General features: G+C 68.9%; 17 protein-coding genes. 11 read left to right on the top strand and 6 right to left on the bottom strand.

Features of this window, described 5'->3' with window-relative positions; all coding sequences use genetic code 11:
* Nucleotides 1–82 precede the first annotated feature (82 nt).
* Both L8H00_RS09385 and L8H00_RS09380 read left to right on the top strand, forming a co-directional pair.
* Complete coding sequence (locus L8H00_RS09385) at nt 83–739, top strand: alpha/beta hydrolase (protein WP_242097022.1); 657 nt, start codon at nt 83–85, stop codon at nt 737–739.
* A gap of 132 nt (nt 740–871) precedes the next feature.
* A complete protein-coding gene (locus tag L8H00_RS09380) occupies nt 872–1285 on the top strand; it encodes a hypothetical protein (protein WP_242097021.1) in 414 nt (137 codons plus the stop codon).
* Here L8H00_RS09380 and L8H00_RS09375 read toward each other — a convergent pair.
* A complete protein-coding gene (locus tag L8H00_RS09375) occupies nt 1252–2223 on the bottom strand; it encodes a pyridoxal-phosphate dependent enzyme (RefSeq protein ID WP_242097020.1) in 972 nt (323 codons plus the stop codon). The genes L8H00_RS09380 and L8H00_RS09375 overlap by 34 nt on opposite strands.
* A gap of 137 nt (nt 2224–2360) precedes the next feature.
* Between L8H00_RS09375 and L8H00_RS09370 the strand changes: the two genes are divergently transcribed.
* From L8H00_RS09370 to L8H00_RS09350, 5 genes are all read left to right on the top strand, one after another.
* The gene (locus L8H00_RS09370) at nt 2361–3581 is read left to right on the top strand and encodes a type III PLP-dependent enzyme (RefSeq protein ID WP_242097019.1); all 1221 of its coding nucleotides are present in this window, start codon (nt 2361–2363) and stop codon (nt 3579–3581) included.
* Nucleotides 3582–3702: 121 nt separating this feature from the next.
* A complete protein-coding gene (locus tag L8H00_RS09365) occupies nt 3703–4752 on the top strand; it encodes a deoxyhypusine synthase (protein WP_242097018.1) in 1050 nt (349 codons plus the stop codon).
* A 69-nt stretch (nt 4753–4821) separates the two neighbouring features.
* A complete protein-coding gene (locus tag L8H00_RS09360; protein WP_242097017.1) occupies nt 4822–5841 on the top strand; it encodes an alpha/beta hydrolase in 1020 nt (339 codons plus the stop codon).
* A gap of 12 nt (nt 5842–5853) precedes the next feature.
* A complete protein-coding gene (locus L8H00_RS09355) occupies nt 5854–6036 on the top strand; it encodes an SANT/Myb-like DNA-binding domain-containing protein (protein ID WP_242097016.1) in 183 nt (60 codons plus the stop codon).
* Between the two features lie 49 nt (nt 6037–6085).
* The gene (locus tag L8H00_RS09350) at nt 6086–6751 is read left to right on the top strand and encodes a glutathione S-transferase family protein (RefSeq protein ID WP_242097015.1); all 666 of its coding nucleotides are present in this window, start codon (nt 6086–6088) and stop codon (nt 6749–6751) included.
* 6 nt (nt 6752–6757) lie between these two features.
* Here L8H00_RS09350 and L8H00_RS09345 read toward each other — a convergent pair whose 3' ends face one another.
* Complete coding sequence (locus L8H00_RS09345) at nt 6758–7219, bottom strand: cupin domain-containing protein (RefSeq protein ID WP_242097014.1); 462 nt, start codon at nt 7217–7219, stop codon at nt 6758–6760.
* A gap of 11 nt (nt 7220–7230) precedes the next feature.
* Here L8H00_RS09345 and dapE point away from each other — a divergent pair, with 11 nt between their 5' ends.
* Nucleotides 7231–8364 (top strand): succinyl-diaminopimelate desuccinylase, encoded by a 1134-nt coding sequence (gene dapE, locus L8H00_RS09340; protein WP_242097013.1) that lies wholly within the window; start codon nt 7231–7233, stop codon nt 8362–8364.
* Here dapE and L8H00_RS09335 read toward each other — a convergent pair.
* The 3 genes from L8H00_RS09335 to L8H00_RS09325 form a co-directional block, all read right to left on the bottom strand.
* A complete protein-coding gene (locus tag L8H00_RS09335) occupies nt 8336–8848 on the bottom strand; it encodes a Smr/MutS family protein (protein ID WP_242097074.1) in 513 nt (170 codons plus the stop codon). The genes dapE and L8H00_RS09335 overlap by 29 nt on opposite strands.
* Nucleotides 8849–8873: 25 nt before the next feature.
* The gene (locus tag L8H00_RS09330) at nt 8874–10001 is read right to left on the bottom strand and encodes a murein transglycosylase A (RefSeq protein WP_242097073.1); all 1128 of its coding nucleotides are present in this window, start codon (nt 9999–10001) and stop codon (nt 8874–8876) included.
* Between the two features lie 190 nt (nt 10002–10191).
* Entirely contained in the window at nt 10192–10839 is a 648-nt protein-coding gene (locus tag L8H00_RS09325; RefSeq protein WP_242097012.1) for a Tim44/TimA family putative adaptor protein, read from the bottom strand.
* Nucleotides 10840–11041: 202 nt separating this feature from the next.
* Here L8H00_RS09325 and secB point away from each other — a divergent pair, with 202 nt between their 5' ends.
* From secB to trpS, 3 genes are read left to right on the top strand one after another with little or no spacing between them, the layout of a single operon-like run.
* Nucleotides 11042–11548 (top strand): protein-export chaperone SecB, encoded by a 507-nt coding sequence (secB, locus tag L8H00_RS09320; RefSeq protein ID WP_242097072.1) that lies wholly within the window; start codon nt 11042–11044, stop codon nt 11546–11548.
* Nucleotides 11549–11570: 22 nt separating this feature from the next.
* Entirely contained in the window at nt 11571–13142 is a 1572-nt protein-coding gene (gene murJ, locus L8H00_RS09315; RefSeq protein WP_242097011.1) for a murein biosynthesis integral membrane protein MurJ, read from the top strand.
* On the top strand, nt 13139–14152 hold the full coding sequence (gene trpS, locus L8H00_RS09310; protein ID WP_242097010.1) for a tryptophan--tRNA ligase: 1014 nt from the start codon (nt 13139–13141) through the stop codon (nt 14150–14152). The genes murJ and trpS overlap by 4 nt, the downstream gene beginning before the upstream one ends.
* A 16-nt stretch (nt 14153–14168) precedes the next feature.
* On the opposite strand, the gene dnaA is transcribed toward trpS, so the two are convergent.
* On the bottom strand, nt 14169–15578 hold the full coding sequence (gene dnaA / locus L8H00_RS09305) for a chromosomal replication initiator protein DnaA (protein ID WP_242097009.1): 1410 nt from the start codon (nt 15576–15578) through the stop codon (nt 14169–14171).
* Nucleotides 15579–15975: the final 397 nt, after the last annotated feature.

Genomic DNA, 15975 nt, shown 5'->3' with positions numbered 1-15975 from the left:
CAATTGCGAAAATATGGCTCCGGCCTATATAGCGCCGCATCCTGCGGGCTCCACCCGCGCACCCGTTCGTCGCGAGTATTGCATGCCCGAAGTCATCTTTCCCGGCCCCGAAGGCCGTCTCGAAGGCCGTTTTGCCCCCGCCCCGCGCCCGCGCGCGCCGGTTGCGATGATCCTGCATCCGCACCCCTCGTCGGGCGGCACGATGAACAACCGGATCGTTCAGGAACTCTACAAGACGTTCCAGCGCCGCGGTTTCGCGACGCTGCGTTTCAACTTCCGCGGCGTCGGCAAGAGCCAGGGCATGTTCGACAATGGCGTCGGCGAACTGTCGGACGCGGCCTCGGCGCTCGACTGGGTGCAGAGCTTCCACCCCGAGGCGCAGACCACCTGGGTGGCCGGCTTCGGCTTCGGCGCGTGGATCGGGATGCAGCTCCTCATGCGCCGGCCGGAGATTCGCGGCTTCATCTCGATCGCCCCGCCCGCAAATATGTTCGACTTTACCTTCCTCGCGCCCTGCCCCTCCTCCGGGATCATCATCCAGGGCGAGGCCGACGAGGTGGTGACACCCGGCGCCACGCAGAAGCTGGTCGACAAGCTGCGCACCCAGCGCCACATCACGATTCACCACGACGTCATCCCGAAGGCAAACCACTTCTTCGAGCATGAAATGCCGCAGCTCATGAACAGCGTGGACACCTATCTCGACATGCGCCTGGCGCCGGACAGCCCGATCCGCTGAGCCGCTCGGCACGATAAAGTCCGACTAAATCGCCGTGGGATAACCTAGGTACGGCGAAGCGCACGCCCATGGTTGACGCCACACGCCTGCCCTGCGCTGGCTGACGGCGGCAATCATGGGCAAGGGTGAAGCGTGTACGAAATCGGCGTCGACGTGCGTTCGGCGATGATCGAGGTGAAGCTGGGCGGCCTGATGACGGCCGTCGAAGTGGCGACCTATGTCGATGAACTGAAACGGCAATTCGTCGCCCACCGGCTGCGCCGCTATGTGATGGTGATCGACGTGACGGATTGCCCCATCCAGCCGCAGGACGTGATCCGCGCGATCGGCGAGCATATGGCGACGATGCCGAAGGCCGCAGCGCTGGCGATCGTCACCGGCGGCTCGCTCGTCAAGATGCAGGTCCGGCGACTGTTCACCCAACCCTATGCGCGGGTGACCCACACGCCGCAGGCCGGGCGGGCATGGGTGTTGCAGGGTGTCGAGCCTGCGGCCTCACCCGCGCCGTCCGGTCATCCCGCACCACCCGCCATCGCGCGCGCATAGCCCGCCACATCGACGTTGCCGCCCGACAGGATGACGAGCATGCCGGGCTCCACCGCCAGCTTGCCCGCAAGCAGCGCCGCCAACGCCACCGCGCCGCCGGGCTCCACCACCAGCCGCAGCCTTTCCGCTGCCCAGCGCTGCGCCGCCGCGGTCTCGTCCTCGCTCACCGCCAACCCTTGCGCACCGCGGCGCGACAGCACGTCGAAGGTCAGCGACGACACGCGCAGTGTCTGGAGCGAATCGCATGCGGTGGGCGGCGGGTTGGCGCTGACCGGCTCGATCCAGCCCGCTTCGAGCGAGCGGCGCATGTCGTCCCAGCCTTCCGGTTCCACCACGGTGATCGCCGAATCGGGGAGCGCCAGCGCCAACCCCGCGGCCAGCCCGCCGCCGCCGCACGGCACCATCACGCGCGTTGGCGAACCCAGCCCGAGCGCCGCCATCTGCGCCGCCGCCTCGATCCCGGCCGAGCCCTGCCCCTCGATGATCCAGGCATCGTCGAAGCTCGGCACCAAGGTGGCGCCGCGCGCCGCGGCGAGGGCGCCGGCGATCGCCTCGCGGCTCTCGGTCGCGCGGTCGTAATCCACCACCTCGGCGCCCAGCGCCAATGTCGCCTCGCGTTTGCTGCGCGGTGCGTCGCTGGGCATCACGATCGTGGCGGCAATGCCGAGCCGCCTGGCCGCCCACGCCACGCCCTGCGCATGATTGCCGCTGGAGAAGGCGACGACGCCGCGCGCGCGCGCCGCATCGTCCAGCGCGGTCAGCCGGTGCCAGGCGCCGCGGATCTTGAATGCACCGATCGGCTGGAGCGACTCGGCCTTGAACGCGACGGCTATCCCCTTGATCGGCAACACGAAAAGCGGCGTCGGCGGCAGGATCGCGGCGATCTTGGCCGCGGCGTCGCGGACGCCGGCGCGGGTCGCTTGTCGCACAATCGTCACATTTCATCTCCCATCGCGCACAACCACTTTACAGGGGGGGCATGCGACCCTAAATCGCACCTCCGCTGCCCCATGGGACTTCCAACCGCAAGGCAGCTTTTCACCGTTCGGCGCAAGCCACTTGGAGGTCCCTTGAGTTGCACAAGCATCATCGCGCGTTGGGGTTAGCGACCACCCATTCGACCGCCGCTCGCGGCATCGATATCGCTAGACTTGCACCGGTCGATCCGGTGACGCTCGTTCGTCCGCATGCCGCTGCGCGTGCGGCCCGGTTCTTCGCGGAGAAGTTCCCGGGTCGTTCGATGTATGCGGTCAAGGCGAACCCGTCGCCCGACCTTCTCCGCATCCTGTGGGATAGCGGAATCACGCATTACGACGTGGCCTCGCTCGCCGAGGTCCGGCTGGTGGCCGAGACGCTGCCCGAGGCCACCTTGTGCTTCATGCACCCGGTGAAGGCCGAGGAAGCCATTGCCCAGGCCTATGCGGATTACGGCGTGAGGACGTTCAGCCTCGACAGCATGGAAGAGCTGGAGAAGATCGTCCGCGCGACGAAGGCTGCGGCGGACCTGACTTTGTGCGTCCGTCTTCGCGTGTCGTCGGAACATTCGAAGCTCAGCCTCGCCTCCAAGTTCGGCGCGGCGCCGGGCGAGACCCGCGCGCTGCTGTTCGCGGCCCGCCAGGCGGCGGATGCGCTCGGCATCTGCTTCCATGTCGGATCGCAGGCGATGACGCCCGAGGCCTATACCAACGCGCTGGAGCGCGTCCGTGCGGCGATCGTCGACGCGGCGGTGACGGTGGACGTGATCGACGTCGGCGGCGGCTTTCCGTCGAGCTATCCCGGCATGGAGCCCCCGCCGCTGGAGCGCTATTTCGACGCCATCCATCGCGCGTTCGAATCGCTGCCCGTCAGCTATTCGTCCGAGCTGTGGTGCGAGCCGGGCCGCGCGCTATGCGCGGAATACAGCTCGCTCGTCGTGCGCGTGGAAAAGCGCCGCGGGACCGAACTCTACATCAACGACGGCGCCTATGGCGCGCTGTTCGACGCCGCGCATATCGGCTGGCGCTTTCCGGTCACGCTGCTGCGCGAGCCGGACAGCCGGGCGCGCGACGTGGAGTTCAGCTTCTACGGCCCCACCTGCGACGACATGGACCATATGGCCGGCCCGTTCCTGCTCCCCGCCGACACCCAGGCGGGCGATTATATCGAGATCGGGATGCTCGGCGCCTATGGATCGGCGATGCGCACCGCGTTCAACGGCTTCGGCGCGGCCGAGACGGTGATCGTGGACGACGAGCCGATGGTGTCGCTGTACGAGGGCGAACTGCCCCGGATCGCGGCGAACGTCGTCAAGCTGTAACATCCGCTACCTAGCCGTCATCCCCGCAAACGGCGGGGATGACGCTATCTTTCGCCGGACCACCGCGCGGACGGCCTGATCCCGCCGCGGCGGGGTCGACGGCCATGGAGACCTTCTGCAAATGACCGACACCATCAACGACACCCGCAAGGCGGAGCTGCTCTCGACCACGGTCGAGCATATCGACATCACCAGCTTCGATGCGCGTCCAATTGTGGACGCGATGAAGAAGATGAGCTTCACCAGCCGCGATCTCGGCCGCGCGACCGAGATCTACAACCAGATGCTGGCGGATCCCGACTGCACGATCTTCCTCGTCATCGCCGGCTCGACGAGTGCTGGCGGCTGCATGGATCTCTATGCCGAGCTGCTGCGCAACAACATGGTCGACGGCATCGTCGCCACCGGCGCCTCGATCGTCGACATGGATTTCTTCGAGGGCTTGGGTCACAAACATTATCAGGCGCTCGAGGTGCCCGACGACGACACGCTGCGCTCGCTGCTGATCGACCGGATCTACGACACCTATATCGACGAAGAGCAGCTCCAGGATTGCGACCACACGATCTACGAGATCGCGAACAGCCTGGAGCCCCGCCCCTATTCGAGCCGCGCGTTCATCCGCGAGATGGGCAAATATCTGGTCGAGAACGGCAAGAAGGAAAACAGCCTCGTCAAGCTCGCCTATGAGCATGACGTGCCGATCTTCTGCCCCGCCTTTGTCGACAGCTCGGCGGGCTTCGGCCTGGTCAAGCACCAGGTCGATCGCGCGAAGGAGGGCAAGCCGTACATGGTGCTCGACGCGATCGCCGATTTCCGCGAGCTGACCGATATCAAGATCAAGGCGGGCACCACCGGCCTGCTGATGATCGGCGGCGGCGTGCCGAAGAACTTCATCCAGGACACCGTGGTCTGCGCCGAGATCCTCGGCCATGACGACGTGCAGGTGCACAAATACGCCGTGCAGATCACCGTCGCCGACGTGCGCGATGGCGCCTGCTCGTCCTCGACGCTGCAGGAAGCGGCCTCTTGGGGCAAGGTGAACACCGGCATCGAGCAGATGGTCTTCGCCGAAGCCGGGTCGGTGATGCCGCTCCTCGCCAGCGACGCCTATCACCGCGGCCATTGGAAGGACCGTGCCAAGCGCGCCTGGGGCAAGATGTTCGCCTGAGGCCGAGACGCGCCCGTCATTCCCGCCGCCGGGGATGACGGGGCGTTCCGCCGCGCCTAGGATGGCGGCGTGACCCCAGCCGAGGACCAACGCATGCCGATCGACCGCCGTACCGTCCTCGGAAGCGCGATTGGCTTGGGCGTCGCCGCCACCGCGGCGGCCGGCGCCGCACAGGAATCTCCTGCCGATGCGCGCGATCACGCGATCTGGCCGCCGCGCGAATCGTTCCGCCTCTGGCCCGGCCGCCCGCCCGGTGCCCCCGCCGAACCGCCCGTGCCGCATGACAGCGCGGAGGGTCGGCCGGGCCATCGCCAGCTCTGGCTGCGCGGCATCGCCGATCCGATCGTCGGCGTCTTCCGCCCCGCCCGCCCCGACGGCCGCGCCATGCTGATCCTGCCCGGCGGCGGCTATGGCTTCGTCTCGATCCAGAACGAGGGCACGCAGATCGCGGAGCGATTCGCGCGCGAGGGGATCACCGCCTTCGTCCTCGGCTATCGCCTGCCGCAGGAGGGATGGGCGGACCCCGCCGACGTGCCGCTCCAGGATGCGCAGCGGGCGATGCGGCTGATCCGGGCGAACGCCGCGCGCTACGGCATCGACGCGCGCCGGCTCGGCACGATCGGCTTCTCGGCCGGCGGCCATCTCGCCGGATCGCTCGTCGTCGGCCATGACGACCGCGTCTACAAGCCGGTGGACGCCGCCGATTCGCATTCGGCGCGGCCTGCCTTCGCCGGGCTGATCTATCCCGTCGTCACCATCGGCCGTGATCCGCAGACCGGATCCTATCGCAACCTGCTCGGCCGCACCGCCGACGCGGCGACCCGCGCGCGCTACGAGATCGACGCGCGGATCACCCCGGCCGCGCCGCCGCTGTTCGTGGCGCAGGCGCTCGACGACCGCACCGTGGCGCCGGACAACGGCATCGCGCTGCTGGCCGCCGCCCGCGCGGCGCGCGTGCCGGTGGAGGCGCATCTGTTCGAGCGGGGCGGTCACGGCTTCGGCCTCCATGCCGATCCGGCGTTGCCGGCAGCGCAATGGCCCACGCTCTTCTCGGCCTGGCTCGCGAGCCATGGCGTCACGCCGCAATGAGGATGTTCTGACATGGCCAAGGAAGGCTTCGAGCGGCACCGCCAGCCCTGGACCCAGGACGAGATCCAGAAGCTGCACCTGCTCGCCAAGAAGGGCATGGCGCTGAAGGCGATCGCCAAGGCAATGACGCGCAGCGAGGAATCGGTGAAGGACCGCGCCAAGGCGGACGGACTGTCGATCGCCAAGCTGCGTTGATGCGTTGATCCGTTGCGGCGGCCCGCGCGCCCCGCTACGCCTGCCGCCCATGAAGCTCATCATCGGCAACAAGGCCTATTCCTCCTGGTCGCTGCGCGGCTGGCTCGCGTGCAAGCTATCGGGGCTGCCGTTCGAAGAGGTCGTCGTGCCGATGTACGACGCCGACTGGGAGAAACGCCGCGCGGGCGACGAGTTCGCGCCGTCGTCGGGCAAGGTGCCGATCCTGTGGGACGGCGATGCGGTGGTGTGGGACAGCCTCGCCATCGTCGATTACCTGGCGGACAAGGTGGGGCGCGACCGGTTCTGGCCCGCGGACGAACCCGCGCGCGCGATGGCGCGATCGATGGCCGCCGAGATGCATTCGAGCTTCCCCAATCTGCGCCGCAAGCACAGCATGAACGTGCGCCAGGTCTTCGCGCCCGCCGCACCCGATGCCGATGTGCTGGCCGAGCTCCAGCGGATCATGGAATTGTGGGCGCAGGCGCGCGCGCGGTTCGGCGGCGACGGGGCGTTCCTGTTCGGCGCGTTCGGCGCGGCGGACATCATGTTCGCGCCCGTGGTAACGCGCATCGTCACCTACGGCCTGCCGATCGCACGGTTCGCCGCGCCCTATATGGATGCCGTGCTCCAGCACCGCTTCATGCAGGATTGGATCGCCGGCGCGCAGGAGGAGGAATGGGTGATCGCGCGCTATGAGCAGCCCGCGGCGGAGTGATCCGCCTCAGACCCGCGTCGTGCCGTAATCGCGGCCGTCCTTGTGGCAATAGCGGCCGTCGGCGGTGAAGATCAGGTCGATATCGGAGTAGCCGCCGCCCCTGGCCGGCCCCGCCCCGATCGCGACGAAGACGCAGGGTCCGGTGCCGGTGTTGCGCAGATGATGGCCGTTGGGGCTGCCCGCGGGGAAGGCCGCGACGTCGCCCGCGCGCATCGCATGCTCGCCGTCATCGTCCACCAGCAGCGCCTCGCCTGCCAGCATCACCACCATCTCGTCCTCGCCGTCGTGCCAGTGGCGCAGCGACGACCAGGCGCCGGGCTCCAGCACGACATGGCTCGCGCCCATCTGCGTCAGCCCCGCCACGGGCGCGAGCCGGCGATAATGGCGCCCCGCCACGGGGGCTGCATATTCCGCCGGATAGCCGGTCGCGGTGGTCTGCGGGATTGTGTCCAGATCGAGCTTGGGCAATGCCACCTCCCATGACGGATGCCGCCTCGATAACCGATCCCCTGTCGCTGGCCCAGGCGCTGCTGCGGGCCGAGAGCGTCACGCCGGCGCGGGGGGCGGTGTTCGACCTATTGGAGGGGGCGCTGCGGCCCATCGGCTTTGCGGTCGACCGGTTCGTAACCGGCGACGCGCCCGATGGCCCGGTCGAGAATCTGCTGGCGGTGCGGGCGGGCGCCGGGCCGCATCTCGCCTTTGCCGGGCATCTCGACGTGGTGCCGCCGGGCGAGGGCTGGAGCGTGGCGGACGGCACGATCCGCGGCGACCTGCTCTATGGCCGCGGCGCGGTGGATATGAAGGGCGCGGTGGCGGCGTTCGTGGCCGCCGCCGCGCGGAGCGACGCGGGCACGCTCGGCCTGATCGTCACCGGCGACGAGGAAGGGCCCGCCACTTTTGGCACGCCGGTGCTGATCGAACGCATGGCCGCGCGCGGGATCGCGCCTGCCCTGTGCCTCGTCGGCGAACCGACCTCGGCGCACAAGCTGGGCGACACGATCAAGATCGGGCGGCGCGGATCGGTGAACATCACGATCGCCGTGACGGGCCGGCAGGGCCATGTCGCCTATCCGCTGCTCGCCGACAACCCGATTCCCCGGCTGGTGGCGCTGCTCGCCGCGATCGATGCGCTGGTGCTCGATTTGGGCAATGGCTGGTTCCAGCCGTCCAATATCGAGATCACCGACATCACCGTGGGCAATCCGGCGCACAACGTCATCCCGGCGCGCGGCTCGGCGCGGATCAGCATCCGCTTCAACGACGAACAGTCGGGCGAGGCGCTGGTGACGCGGATTCGCGAACTCGCGCTGCAATACGCGCCCGACGCGGTCGTCACCGGCCGGGTGTCGGGCGAGGCGTTCCTGACGGCGCCGGGCATGCTGTCCACGATCGTCGCCGAGGCGATCGCCGAACGCACCGGGATCACGCCCGAACTGTCCACCACCGGCGGCACGTCGGACGCGCGCTTCCTATCGAAGCTGTGCCCGACGGTGGAGTTCGGGCTGGTCAACGCAACGATGCACAAGGTGGACGAGGCAGTGGCGATCGCCGACCTGCGCGCGCTCGCCGATATCTACGAAGGCATCATCCGCCGCGCGACCGCCGCAGAATGATGTAGAGCGCGCCCTGCCCGCCATGCCGCGGATGCGCGCCGCGCACCGCCGCGATCCGCCCGGCGTGGCGCGACGCCATCAGCCAATCCTGCACCGCCGCGCGAATCGCGCCGCGCGCATGCGGGCGTTCGCTTTCGGGCCGCGGCGGCTTGCCGGTGACGAGCAGCAGCACGCGGTCGCCATTGCCGATCGCGCGATCGAGCCCCGCATCGAGCAACGCGTGCGCCGAGGCGAGCGTATGGCCGTGAAGGTCGATCGCGGTATCGGGCACCACCGCGCCCTTGGTCAGCCTTTTGTCCCAGCCGCCGTCGAGCGTGACGCCGGGGCGCGGCGCGCGCGGTGGCGCCTTGGCGAGCGGCGGCGGCGCGGGCACCACGGGGGTGCGGATGGCCTTGGCCTTGGGCGGCTTTTCGGGTTTGGCCGGCGTGGCCACGACAGGTGCGGGCGTCGGCGCGGCCGGGCGGAGCGGACGGACGCTCGCCATCACGCGCGCCCAGAGCTGCGCCTCGTCAGCGTGGAGCGGGCGCACCCGCCGACCCTCCCGGATAGCCGCCGCTCGCGCGGGCCAGCGTGCCGATCGGCAGCAGCAGGAACGCGGTGCCGCGCCCGGCCATGCCGCCCGCGATCGCCTCGGCCTGCGCGCCCGCACCCCAGAAAGTGTCGAAGCGGTTCGCGCCCTTGATCGCGCCGCCGGTATCCTGCGCGACCCACAGGCCCGTCGCGTCCGCGCGGTCGAGCGAGAGATAGACCGGCGCCCCGAGCGGCACGAATTTGGGATCCGCCGCCGCGCTGACGCCGCCGGTCACCGCATAGCCGAGCGCACCCCGCGGAGCGCCGTCGATCTGGCGGAAGAAGACGAAGCTGCGATTCTCGTCCATCAGCGCCGCACCCTCGGTCGGGTGCGCGTGGAGCCAGGCGACGATCCCCTGCATCGACGACTGTCCCGGGCCGAGCAGCCCGCGCGCCTTCATCAGCGATCCGATGCCGGTATAATCGCGCCCGTTCTGCGTAGCATAGCCGACCCGCAGGATCGCGCCGTCGGGCAGCCGCAACCGGCCCGAGCCCTGGATCTGGAGGAAGAACACCGCAGCGGGATCCGCGCCCCAGGCGATCACCGGCGCGCGTCCGTCCAGCGCGCCGCGCTCGATCTGGCTGCGATCATAATAGGGCACGAAATTGGTGCGATCGACGCGGCCGCGAATCTTGCGGCCCTTCAGATCGGCGGCGAACTGGCCGAGATCGACATCGACCAGATCGTCCGGCCGGCCATAGATCGGCACGTCATACCCCTGGCGCCGATCGCGCGACGCGGCGATCTCGGGCTCGTAATAGCCAGTCGCGAAGGCACGGCCGTCACCAACCTGCACCGTCTCGAACCATTGCGCGAGAAACGCCCGCGCACCGCCCGGCTGGACCGCGGCGGCGGCCGCGCAGGCACCCTGCCAGTCCGCGCCGCGCGTCAGGCCCGACGCATCCGTTCGGCGCATCAGCCCGGGGCAGGATAATGCGAAGGCTGTCACCGTTCCTGCGGCCTGGCGCTCGTCGATCGGCAGCGACGCCACGGGTGGCCCGGCGACGACCCCCGCCGCAAACGCGGTGCCGGCGCCCACGACGGGAACGACGGGCGTTGCGGTCATGGGGGTCGACGGAACGATCGGCGCGCGCGCGACGGGCGTGCCCGCGCGTTCGGCCCCGGTCCGATAGGGGAGCCGCGGCGAGCGCGCGACGGTGCGGGAATCGGTGGAGGGCGGGACGATCCGGCCACCGCACGCGGCGAGCGCGAGCGCCATCGCCGTGGCCGCCACGATCCGCACAGGCCGCACGGCCTCAGGCCTCATCGGTGTCGGCGAGCTTCCAGTTCGGATCGCTGCTCTTGAGCGTCCGCGCGAAGGTCCACAGATCATGCGTGGCGACCGCGTCGGTCAGCGACCCGGCCAGCAGCATGCCGTCCGAATCGCGAGTCACCGCGGCGATGTCGGCATCGAAGCGCACCGTGATCCGCGCTTCGCGGCCCGAAAGGCCCGCATCGACGATCATCGCGCGCTCGATCGTGACGAGCCGGTTGTCGAGCACTTCGCCCGCCGCCTCGCGCGCCGCGATCGCATCGGCAAAGGCCGCGCGAACATCGGGCTGGGCGAGTTCGGCGAGCGCCGCGTCGTCGCCCTTCCAGAACGCTTCGAGCACCATGCGGTACGCGGCCTGCGCGCCGCCGAGAAACTGGGCGACGTCGAAGCCGGGCTCGCCCGCGACGATCGCACGCAGCCCGGCTTCGGCCCTGGGGTCGATGTTGCGGTTGGCGGGTTCGCGCGCCTCGGGCACCATGTCGACGGTGCGCGGCACCGCGATCGCGACACCGCGATCCTCGGCGGCACGCGGCAGCGGCTGCTGCTCATGGCCGGTACGCTTGCCGAGCACGCCATAGAGGCGAAGCGCCAGGAACCCCGCCACCATCGCGAGAAGGACTACAAAGAACACCGTGCCTCCGATCTTGCATACCGATATAGGCGAAACGGCGCCGCTATTCAAACCCGTTGGCCCAGCGCCAGCGCGATCGCGCAATCGGCTTGCCGTTGAAACGTCCCCGGCGCGCTGCTACGCGCCAGATCATCCAACGGGAACCGGACGCGCGACGATGCCGCTTCGTTCCCTCCACCCGATCACCCAAGGACTCGATGCGATGGACGACCAGAACACCGGCATGAACGTGGTGGACCAGCCCTTCGCCAATGGCGAGGACACCGGCCCGGCCGCCGGCCTGATCTCGCAGTACGTGAAGGACCTGTCGTTCGAGAATCCGAACGCACCCGCCATCTACCAGAGCCAGACCGCACCGGGGATCGACGTGCAGTTCAACATCGCCGCCGCGCAGGTGGGCGAGGAGGTGCACGAGGTGACGCTGAAGATCGAGGTGCGCGCCGAGGGCGAGGGCCAGGTCGCGTTCATCGTCGATCTGTCCTATGCGGGGCTGTTCGGGCTGCGCAACATCCCGGCCGAGCATGTCCAGCCCTTCCTGCTGGGCGAGGCGCCGCGCCTGCTGTTCCCGTTCGCGCGCCGCGTGCTCGCCGATTGCGTGCGCGACGGCGGCTTCCCGCCGCTGCTGCTCGAGCCGATCGATTTCGCCCAGCTCTACGTCCAGCAGTCCGAGGGCGCGCAGCCCAACGTCGCCGGTTTCGGCCAGGCCTGAACGGACGCGCGCGGACGGCCCGATGAACCTCAACCGCGCGCTCGGATCGGTCGGCGGGCTGACGCTCGCCAGCCGCGTGCTGGGGCTCATCCGCGATTCGCTGTTCGCGCGCTACATGGGCGCGAACTTCGCCTCGGACGCGTTCCAGATCGCGTTTCGCCTCCCCAACATGTTCCGCGCTCTGTTTGCGGAAGGCGCGTTCTCGGCGGCGTTCATCCCGCTCTTCAACCGCAAGGTGGGTGACCCGGCGGGCAACGGCCTTGTCGACGGCATCTCGTTTGCCGAACGCGCGCTGTCGGTGCTGCTGCCCGTCCTGATCCTGATGACGGTCGTGATGGAACTCGCCGCCTGGCCCGTCACCTGGGCGCTGACCGGCGGCTTCAACCATGTGGGCCACGACCAATTCGCCTTTGCGGTCGGGCTGTCGCGGATCACCTTTCCCTATCTGCTGCTCATCAGCCTCGTCTCGCTGCTGGGCGGCATCCTCAATTCGCTCCACCGCTTCTGGATCGCGGCGGCGGCGCCCATCCTGCTGAACGCGACGCTGATCGCCGCGCTGCTGCTGTTCCATGGCGAGCCGCTGCTGACCGCGCGCAACCAGGCGATCGCGGTGACGGTCTCGGGCATGCTCCAACTCCTCTGGCTCTGGTATGCCTGCAGGCGCGCGGGCGTGACGCTGCATCTGCGGCTGCCGCGGCTCGATGCGGACGTGCGCCACCTGCTGAAGCTGATCTGGCCGGCGGCGGCGGGCGCAGGCGCGGTTCAGATCAACCTCGTCATCTCGACCGCGCTCACCGCCGCGTTCCTGGCGCACGGATCGGTGTCGTACATCTATTATGCCGACCGGCTGAACCAGCTTCCCCTCGGACTGATCGGCATCGGGCTTGGCACCGTGCTGCTGCCCACCATCTCGCGCCAGCTCGGCCGGGGCGAGGAGCGCGAGGCGATGGAGACGCAGAATCGCGGCATGGAGCTCGCGCTGTTCCTCACCCTGCCCGCCACGGTCGCGCTGATCGTGTGCGGCCGGCCGATCGTCGCGGCGCTGTTCCAGCACGGCCATTTTACCGCGCAGAACGGCATCTACACCGCACAGGCGCTCGCCGCCTTCTCGATCGGGCTGCCGTCCTACATTCTCGTGAAGGTCCTGACGCCTGGCTATTATGCGCGTTCGGACACCAGGACGCCGGTGCGCTACGCGATGGCATCGATGGCGGTGAACCTGGTCCTCAACCTCGCCTTCATCGTGCCGCTCAAGCATATGGGTCCTCCGCTGGCGACCGCAATCGCCAGCACGGTGAACGTCGTCCTGCTCTACCGCACGCTCGTCGCGCGCGGCCATTTCGCCCCCGATGCGCGGCTGGTGCGGCGCGCGTGGCGGCTGCTGGTGGCCGCGCTGCTGATGGGCGTGGCGATGTATTTCCTCGATACGCTGTTCCAGCCCTTCGTCACCGGGCGCAGCATCGAACGCTGGGGCGCGATGCTCGTGCTCGTCACCACCGGCGGCGTCGTCTATGCGATCGCGACGCTGGCGACGGGCGCGTTCCGCCTCGGCGACATCCACACCCTCCTCCAGCGCAAGAGCCGATCGTCATGACCCAGCGCGTCGTTTCGGGCATCAAGCCCACCGGCAATCTCCACCTCGGCAATTATCTTGGTGCGGTGAAACAATGGGTCGCGATGCAGGACCAGGTTCAGGCGTCCGGCGGCGAGACGCTGTATTTCATCGCCGATCTTCACGGCCTGACCGAATGGATCGCGCCCGCCGACCTGCGCGCGCAGACGATCGAGATGACCGCGACGCTGGTGGCGGCGGGGATCGATCCCGATCGCTCGATCCTGTTCAACCAGACGCGCGTGCCCGCGCACAGCGAACTCACCTGGCTGCTCAACAACGTCGCCCGCGTCGGCTGGCTGAACCGCATGACGCAGTTCAAGGACAAGGCGGGCAAGAACCGCGAGGGCGCGAGCATCGGCCTCTACGACTATCCGGTGCTGATGGCGGCCGACGTGCTGCTCTACAACGCCACGCATGTGCCGGTGGGCGAGGACCAGAAACAGCATCTGGAGCTGGCGCGCGATATCGCGACGAAGTTCAACGCGGACTATGCGACCGGGTTGTTCACGCTGCCCGAGCCGCTGGTGAGCGCCGCCGCGCCGCGCATCATGTCGCTGCGCGATGCGTCCTCCAAGATGTCCAAGTCCAACCCGTCCGAGCAATCGGTGGTGAAGCTGATCGACAGCGATGACACCATCGCCGACAAGTTCCGCAAGGCGAAGACCGACCCCGAGGCGTTGCCCGACAGCTGGGAGGCGCTCGCCGACCGGCCCGAGGCGCGCAACCTGGTGACGATCTACGCCGCACTCGCCGACCGGACGCCGCAGGCGGTGGTGGAGCAGTTCGCCGGGCAAGGGTTCGGCGCGTTCAAGCCCGCGCTCGCCGATCTCGCCGTCGCGACGCTGGGGCCGATCCGCGACGAGATGGTGCGCCTGCTCGACGATCGCGGCGCGATCGAGGCCATTCTCGACAAGGGCGCGGCGAAGGCGCGGGCGCTTGCCACCCCGACGCTTCGGGCAGCGCAGGACGCGATGGGCTTGCTGACCTGAGCCGCGCCCGAGGGCCTCAGCCCTCGAGTTCGCGCATCAGCACGCGGACGGCGCTGTCCACGTCGCGGTCCTGCTCGCGCAGCTCCTCGATGCGGCGCACCGCGTGGATCACGGTCGAATGGTCGCGGCCGCCGAACTTGCGGCCGATCTCGGGCAGCGAGCGCGTGGTGAGGCGCTTGGCCAGGTACATCGCGATCTGCCGCGGGCGGGCGACCGCGCGCGCGCGCCGCGCCGAAACCAGATCGAGCGGCTTCAGCTCGAAATGCTGCGATACCAGCTTCTGGATCTCGTCGATCGTCACCCGGCGCTGCGCCCCGCGCAGCACGTCGCCCAGCGTCGCCACCGCGAAATCCAGGTCGATCCGGTCGCCGGTGAGCTGCGCATAGGCGACCACCCGGTTGAGCGCGCCTTCGAGTTCGCGGATATTGGCGTGGATCCGCCCTGCGAGCAGATCGAGCACGTCGTCGGGAACCGCGGCGCCCGGCATGTCGACGAGCTTGCGCGTCAGGATCGCGCGGCGCAGCGGCAGCGCCGGCGGCTTGATGTCGGTGACGAGGCCCGCCGCCATCCGGCCGACGATCCGCGCCTCCACCCCGTCGAGCGCCTGCGGGCAGCGATCCGCGGAGATCACCAGCCGCTTGCCCGCGCCCATGATCTCGTTGATCGTGTGGAAGAACTCCTCCTGCGTCGAATCCTTGCCGGCGATGAACTGGAGATCGTCGATCAGCAGCAGGTCCGCGCCGCGCAGCCGCTGCTTGAACGCGAACGTGTCGCGCGCGCGCATCGCCGAGACGAATTCGAACATGAATCGTTCGGCCGACATGCACAGCACCACTGCATCGGGGTGGCTGGCAAGAAACGCATGGCCGATCGCGTGCATAAGGTGGGTCTTGCCCTGCCCCGTGCCCGAATGGAGATAGAGCGGGCTGAACCGCGGCGCGCCGGGCTCGGCCAGCGCCTTGGCGGCGTTGAACGCGACATGGTTGGTGGCATCCACCACGAACCGGTCGAAGGTGAAGCGCGAATCGAGCGGCGGGCGCTCGGCCGCGGGCCGGGCCGCCGCTTCGGGGATCGACATCGGCGCCGGGGCCGATGCGGCCATGGGCAGGTCGTCGGGGATGGCGAGACGGATCGGCGCCGGGCCCGCGACTCGAGTCTCGATCGATACGCTGCGGATCTGTGGCAGGATCGCCCGGAATTCGAGCAGCAGCCGGTCCGCATAATGGTTGCGCACCCAGTTGGTGACGAAGGCCGAGGGCAGCGCCAGGCGGATCATGTCGGCCTCGCCGCCATCGATCAGCTCGATCGGCTTCAGCCATTGCTCATAGACCCGCGCCCCGGCGGATTCGCGCAGGTTGGCGCGCACACGAGCCCAGGCCTTCTGGGTCTCGCTCAACGCCGCTGCCGATCCCTGCCAGTTGGCCACGCACACCTCATCATCGGCCGCGCGGGGGTGCCACGCGGTCCGGGTTTCTCGATCACACACAGCCCCCCGCCGGCTGCATCGCAACCGTTTCGGACTTGCCCCTAAGTCTTGTGACGCGGCGCGAACGCGCTGCGGCGGAGCAGCAGTTATGAGCGGGTCGGGGGTTCGATCAAGTCACATTTCGGAAATAAACCGGCTTGACGCGCCAGAGCCGAGGAAACGCGTCGGATATCTCACAACCCATTGGTTTCACTCGGTTTTCTGGCGGTATGCGCGCGGCGAGCATCACGAATCGCGGGAAAACCTTGGTTTCTCGTTTTGTCCCGGGAGAGTGTTTCACGGACAGCGAAAAGCCCGCCGGACCGGGGTCCGACGGGCTATCCTGTCACCAGCCTTG

This window comes from Sphingomonas sp. CROZ-RG-20F-R02-07 (assembly GCF_022662335.1).
Classification (GTDB): Bacteria; Pseudomonadota; Alphaproteobacteria; order Sphingomonadales; family Sphingomonadaceae; genus Sphingomonas.
This window is presented reverse-complemented; position numbering and strand designations above follow the sequence as displayed.

Bases quoted from the DNA above. Each gene is read 5' to 3' on its own strand.
- L8H00_RS09385 (WP_242097022.1), top strand. From the start codon at position 83: ATGCCCGAAGTCATCTTTCCCGGCCCCGAAGGCCGTCTCGAAGGCCGT.
- L8H00_RS09365 (WP_242097018.1), top strand. From the start codon at position 3,703: ATGACCGACACCATCAACGACACCCGCAAGGCGGAGCTGCTCTCGACC.
- L8H00_RS09355 (WP_242097016.1), top strand. From the start codon at position 5,854: ATGGCCAAGGAAGGCTTCGAGCGGCACCGCCAGCCCTGGACCCAGGAC.
- L8H00_RS09350 (WP_242097015.1), top strand. From the start codon at position 6,086: ATGAAGCTCATCATCGGCAACAAGGCCTATTCCTCCTGGTCGCTGCGC.
- dapE (WP_242097013.1), top strand. From the start codon at position 7,231: ATGACGGATGCCGCCTCGATAACCGATCCCCTGTCGCTGGCCCAGGCG.
- L8H00_RS09335 (WP_242097074.1), bottom strand. From the start codon at position 8,848: ATGGCGAGCGTCCGTCCGCTCCGCCCGGCCGCGCCGACGCCCGCACCT.
- L8H00_RS09330 (WP_242097073.1), bottom strand. From the start codon at position 10,001: ATGACCGCAACGCCCGTCGTTCCCGTCGTGGGCGCCGGCACCGCGTTT.
- secB (WP_242097072.1), top strand. From the start codon at position 11,042: ATGGACGACCAGAACACCGGCATGAACGTGGTGGACCAGCCCTTCGCC.
- murJ (WP_242097011.1), top strand. From the start codon at position 11,571: ATGAACCTCAACCGCGCGCTCGGATCGGTCGGCGGGCTGACGCTCGCC.
- trpS (WP_242097010.1), top strand. From the start codon at position 13,139: ATGACCCAGCGCGTCGTTTCGGGCATCAAGCCCACCGGCAATCTCCAC.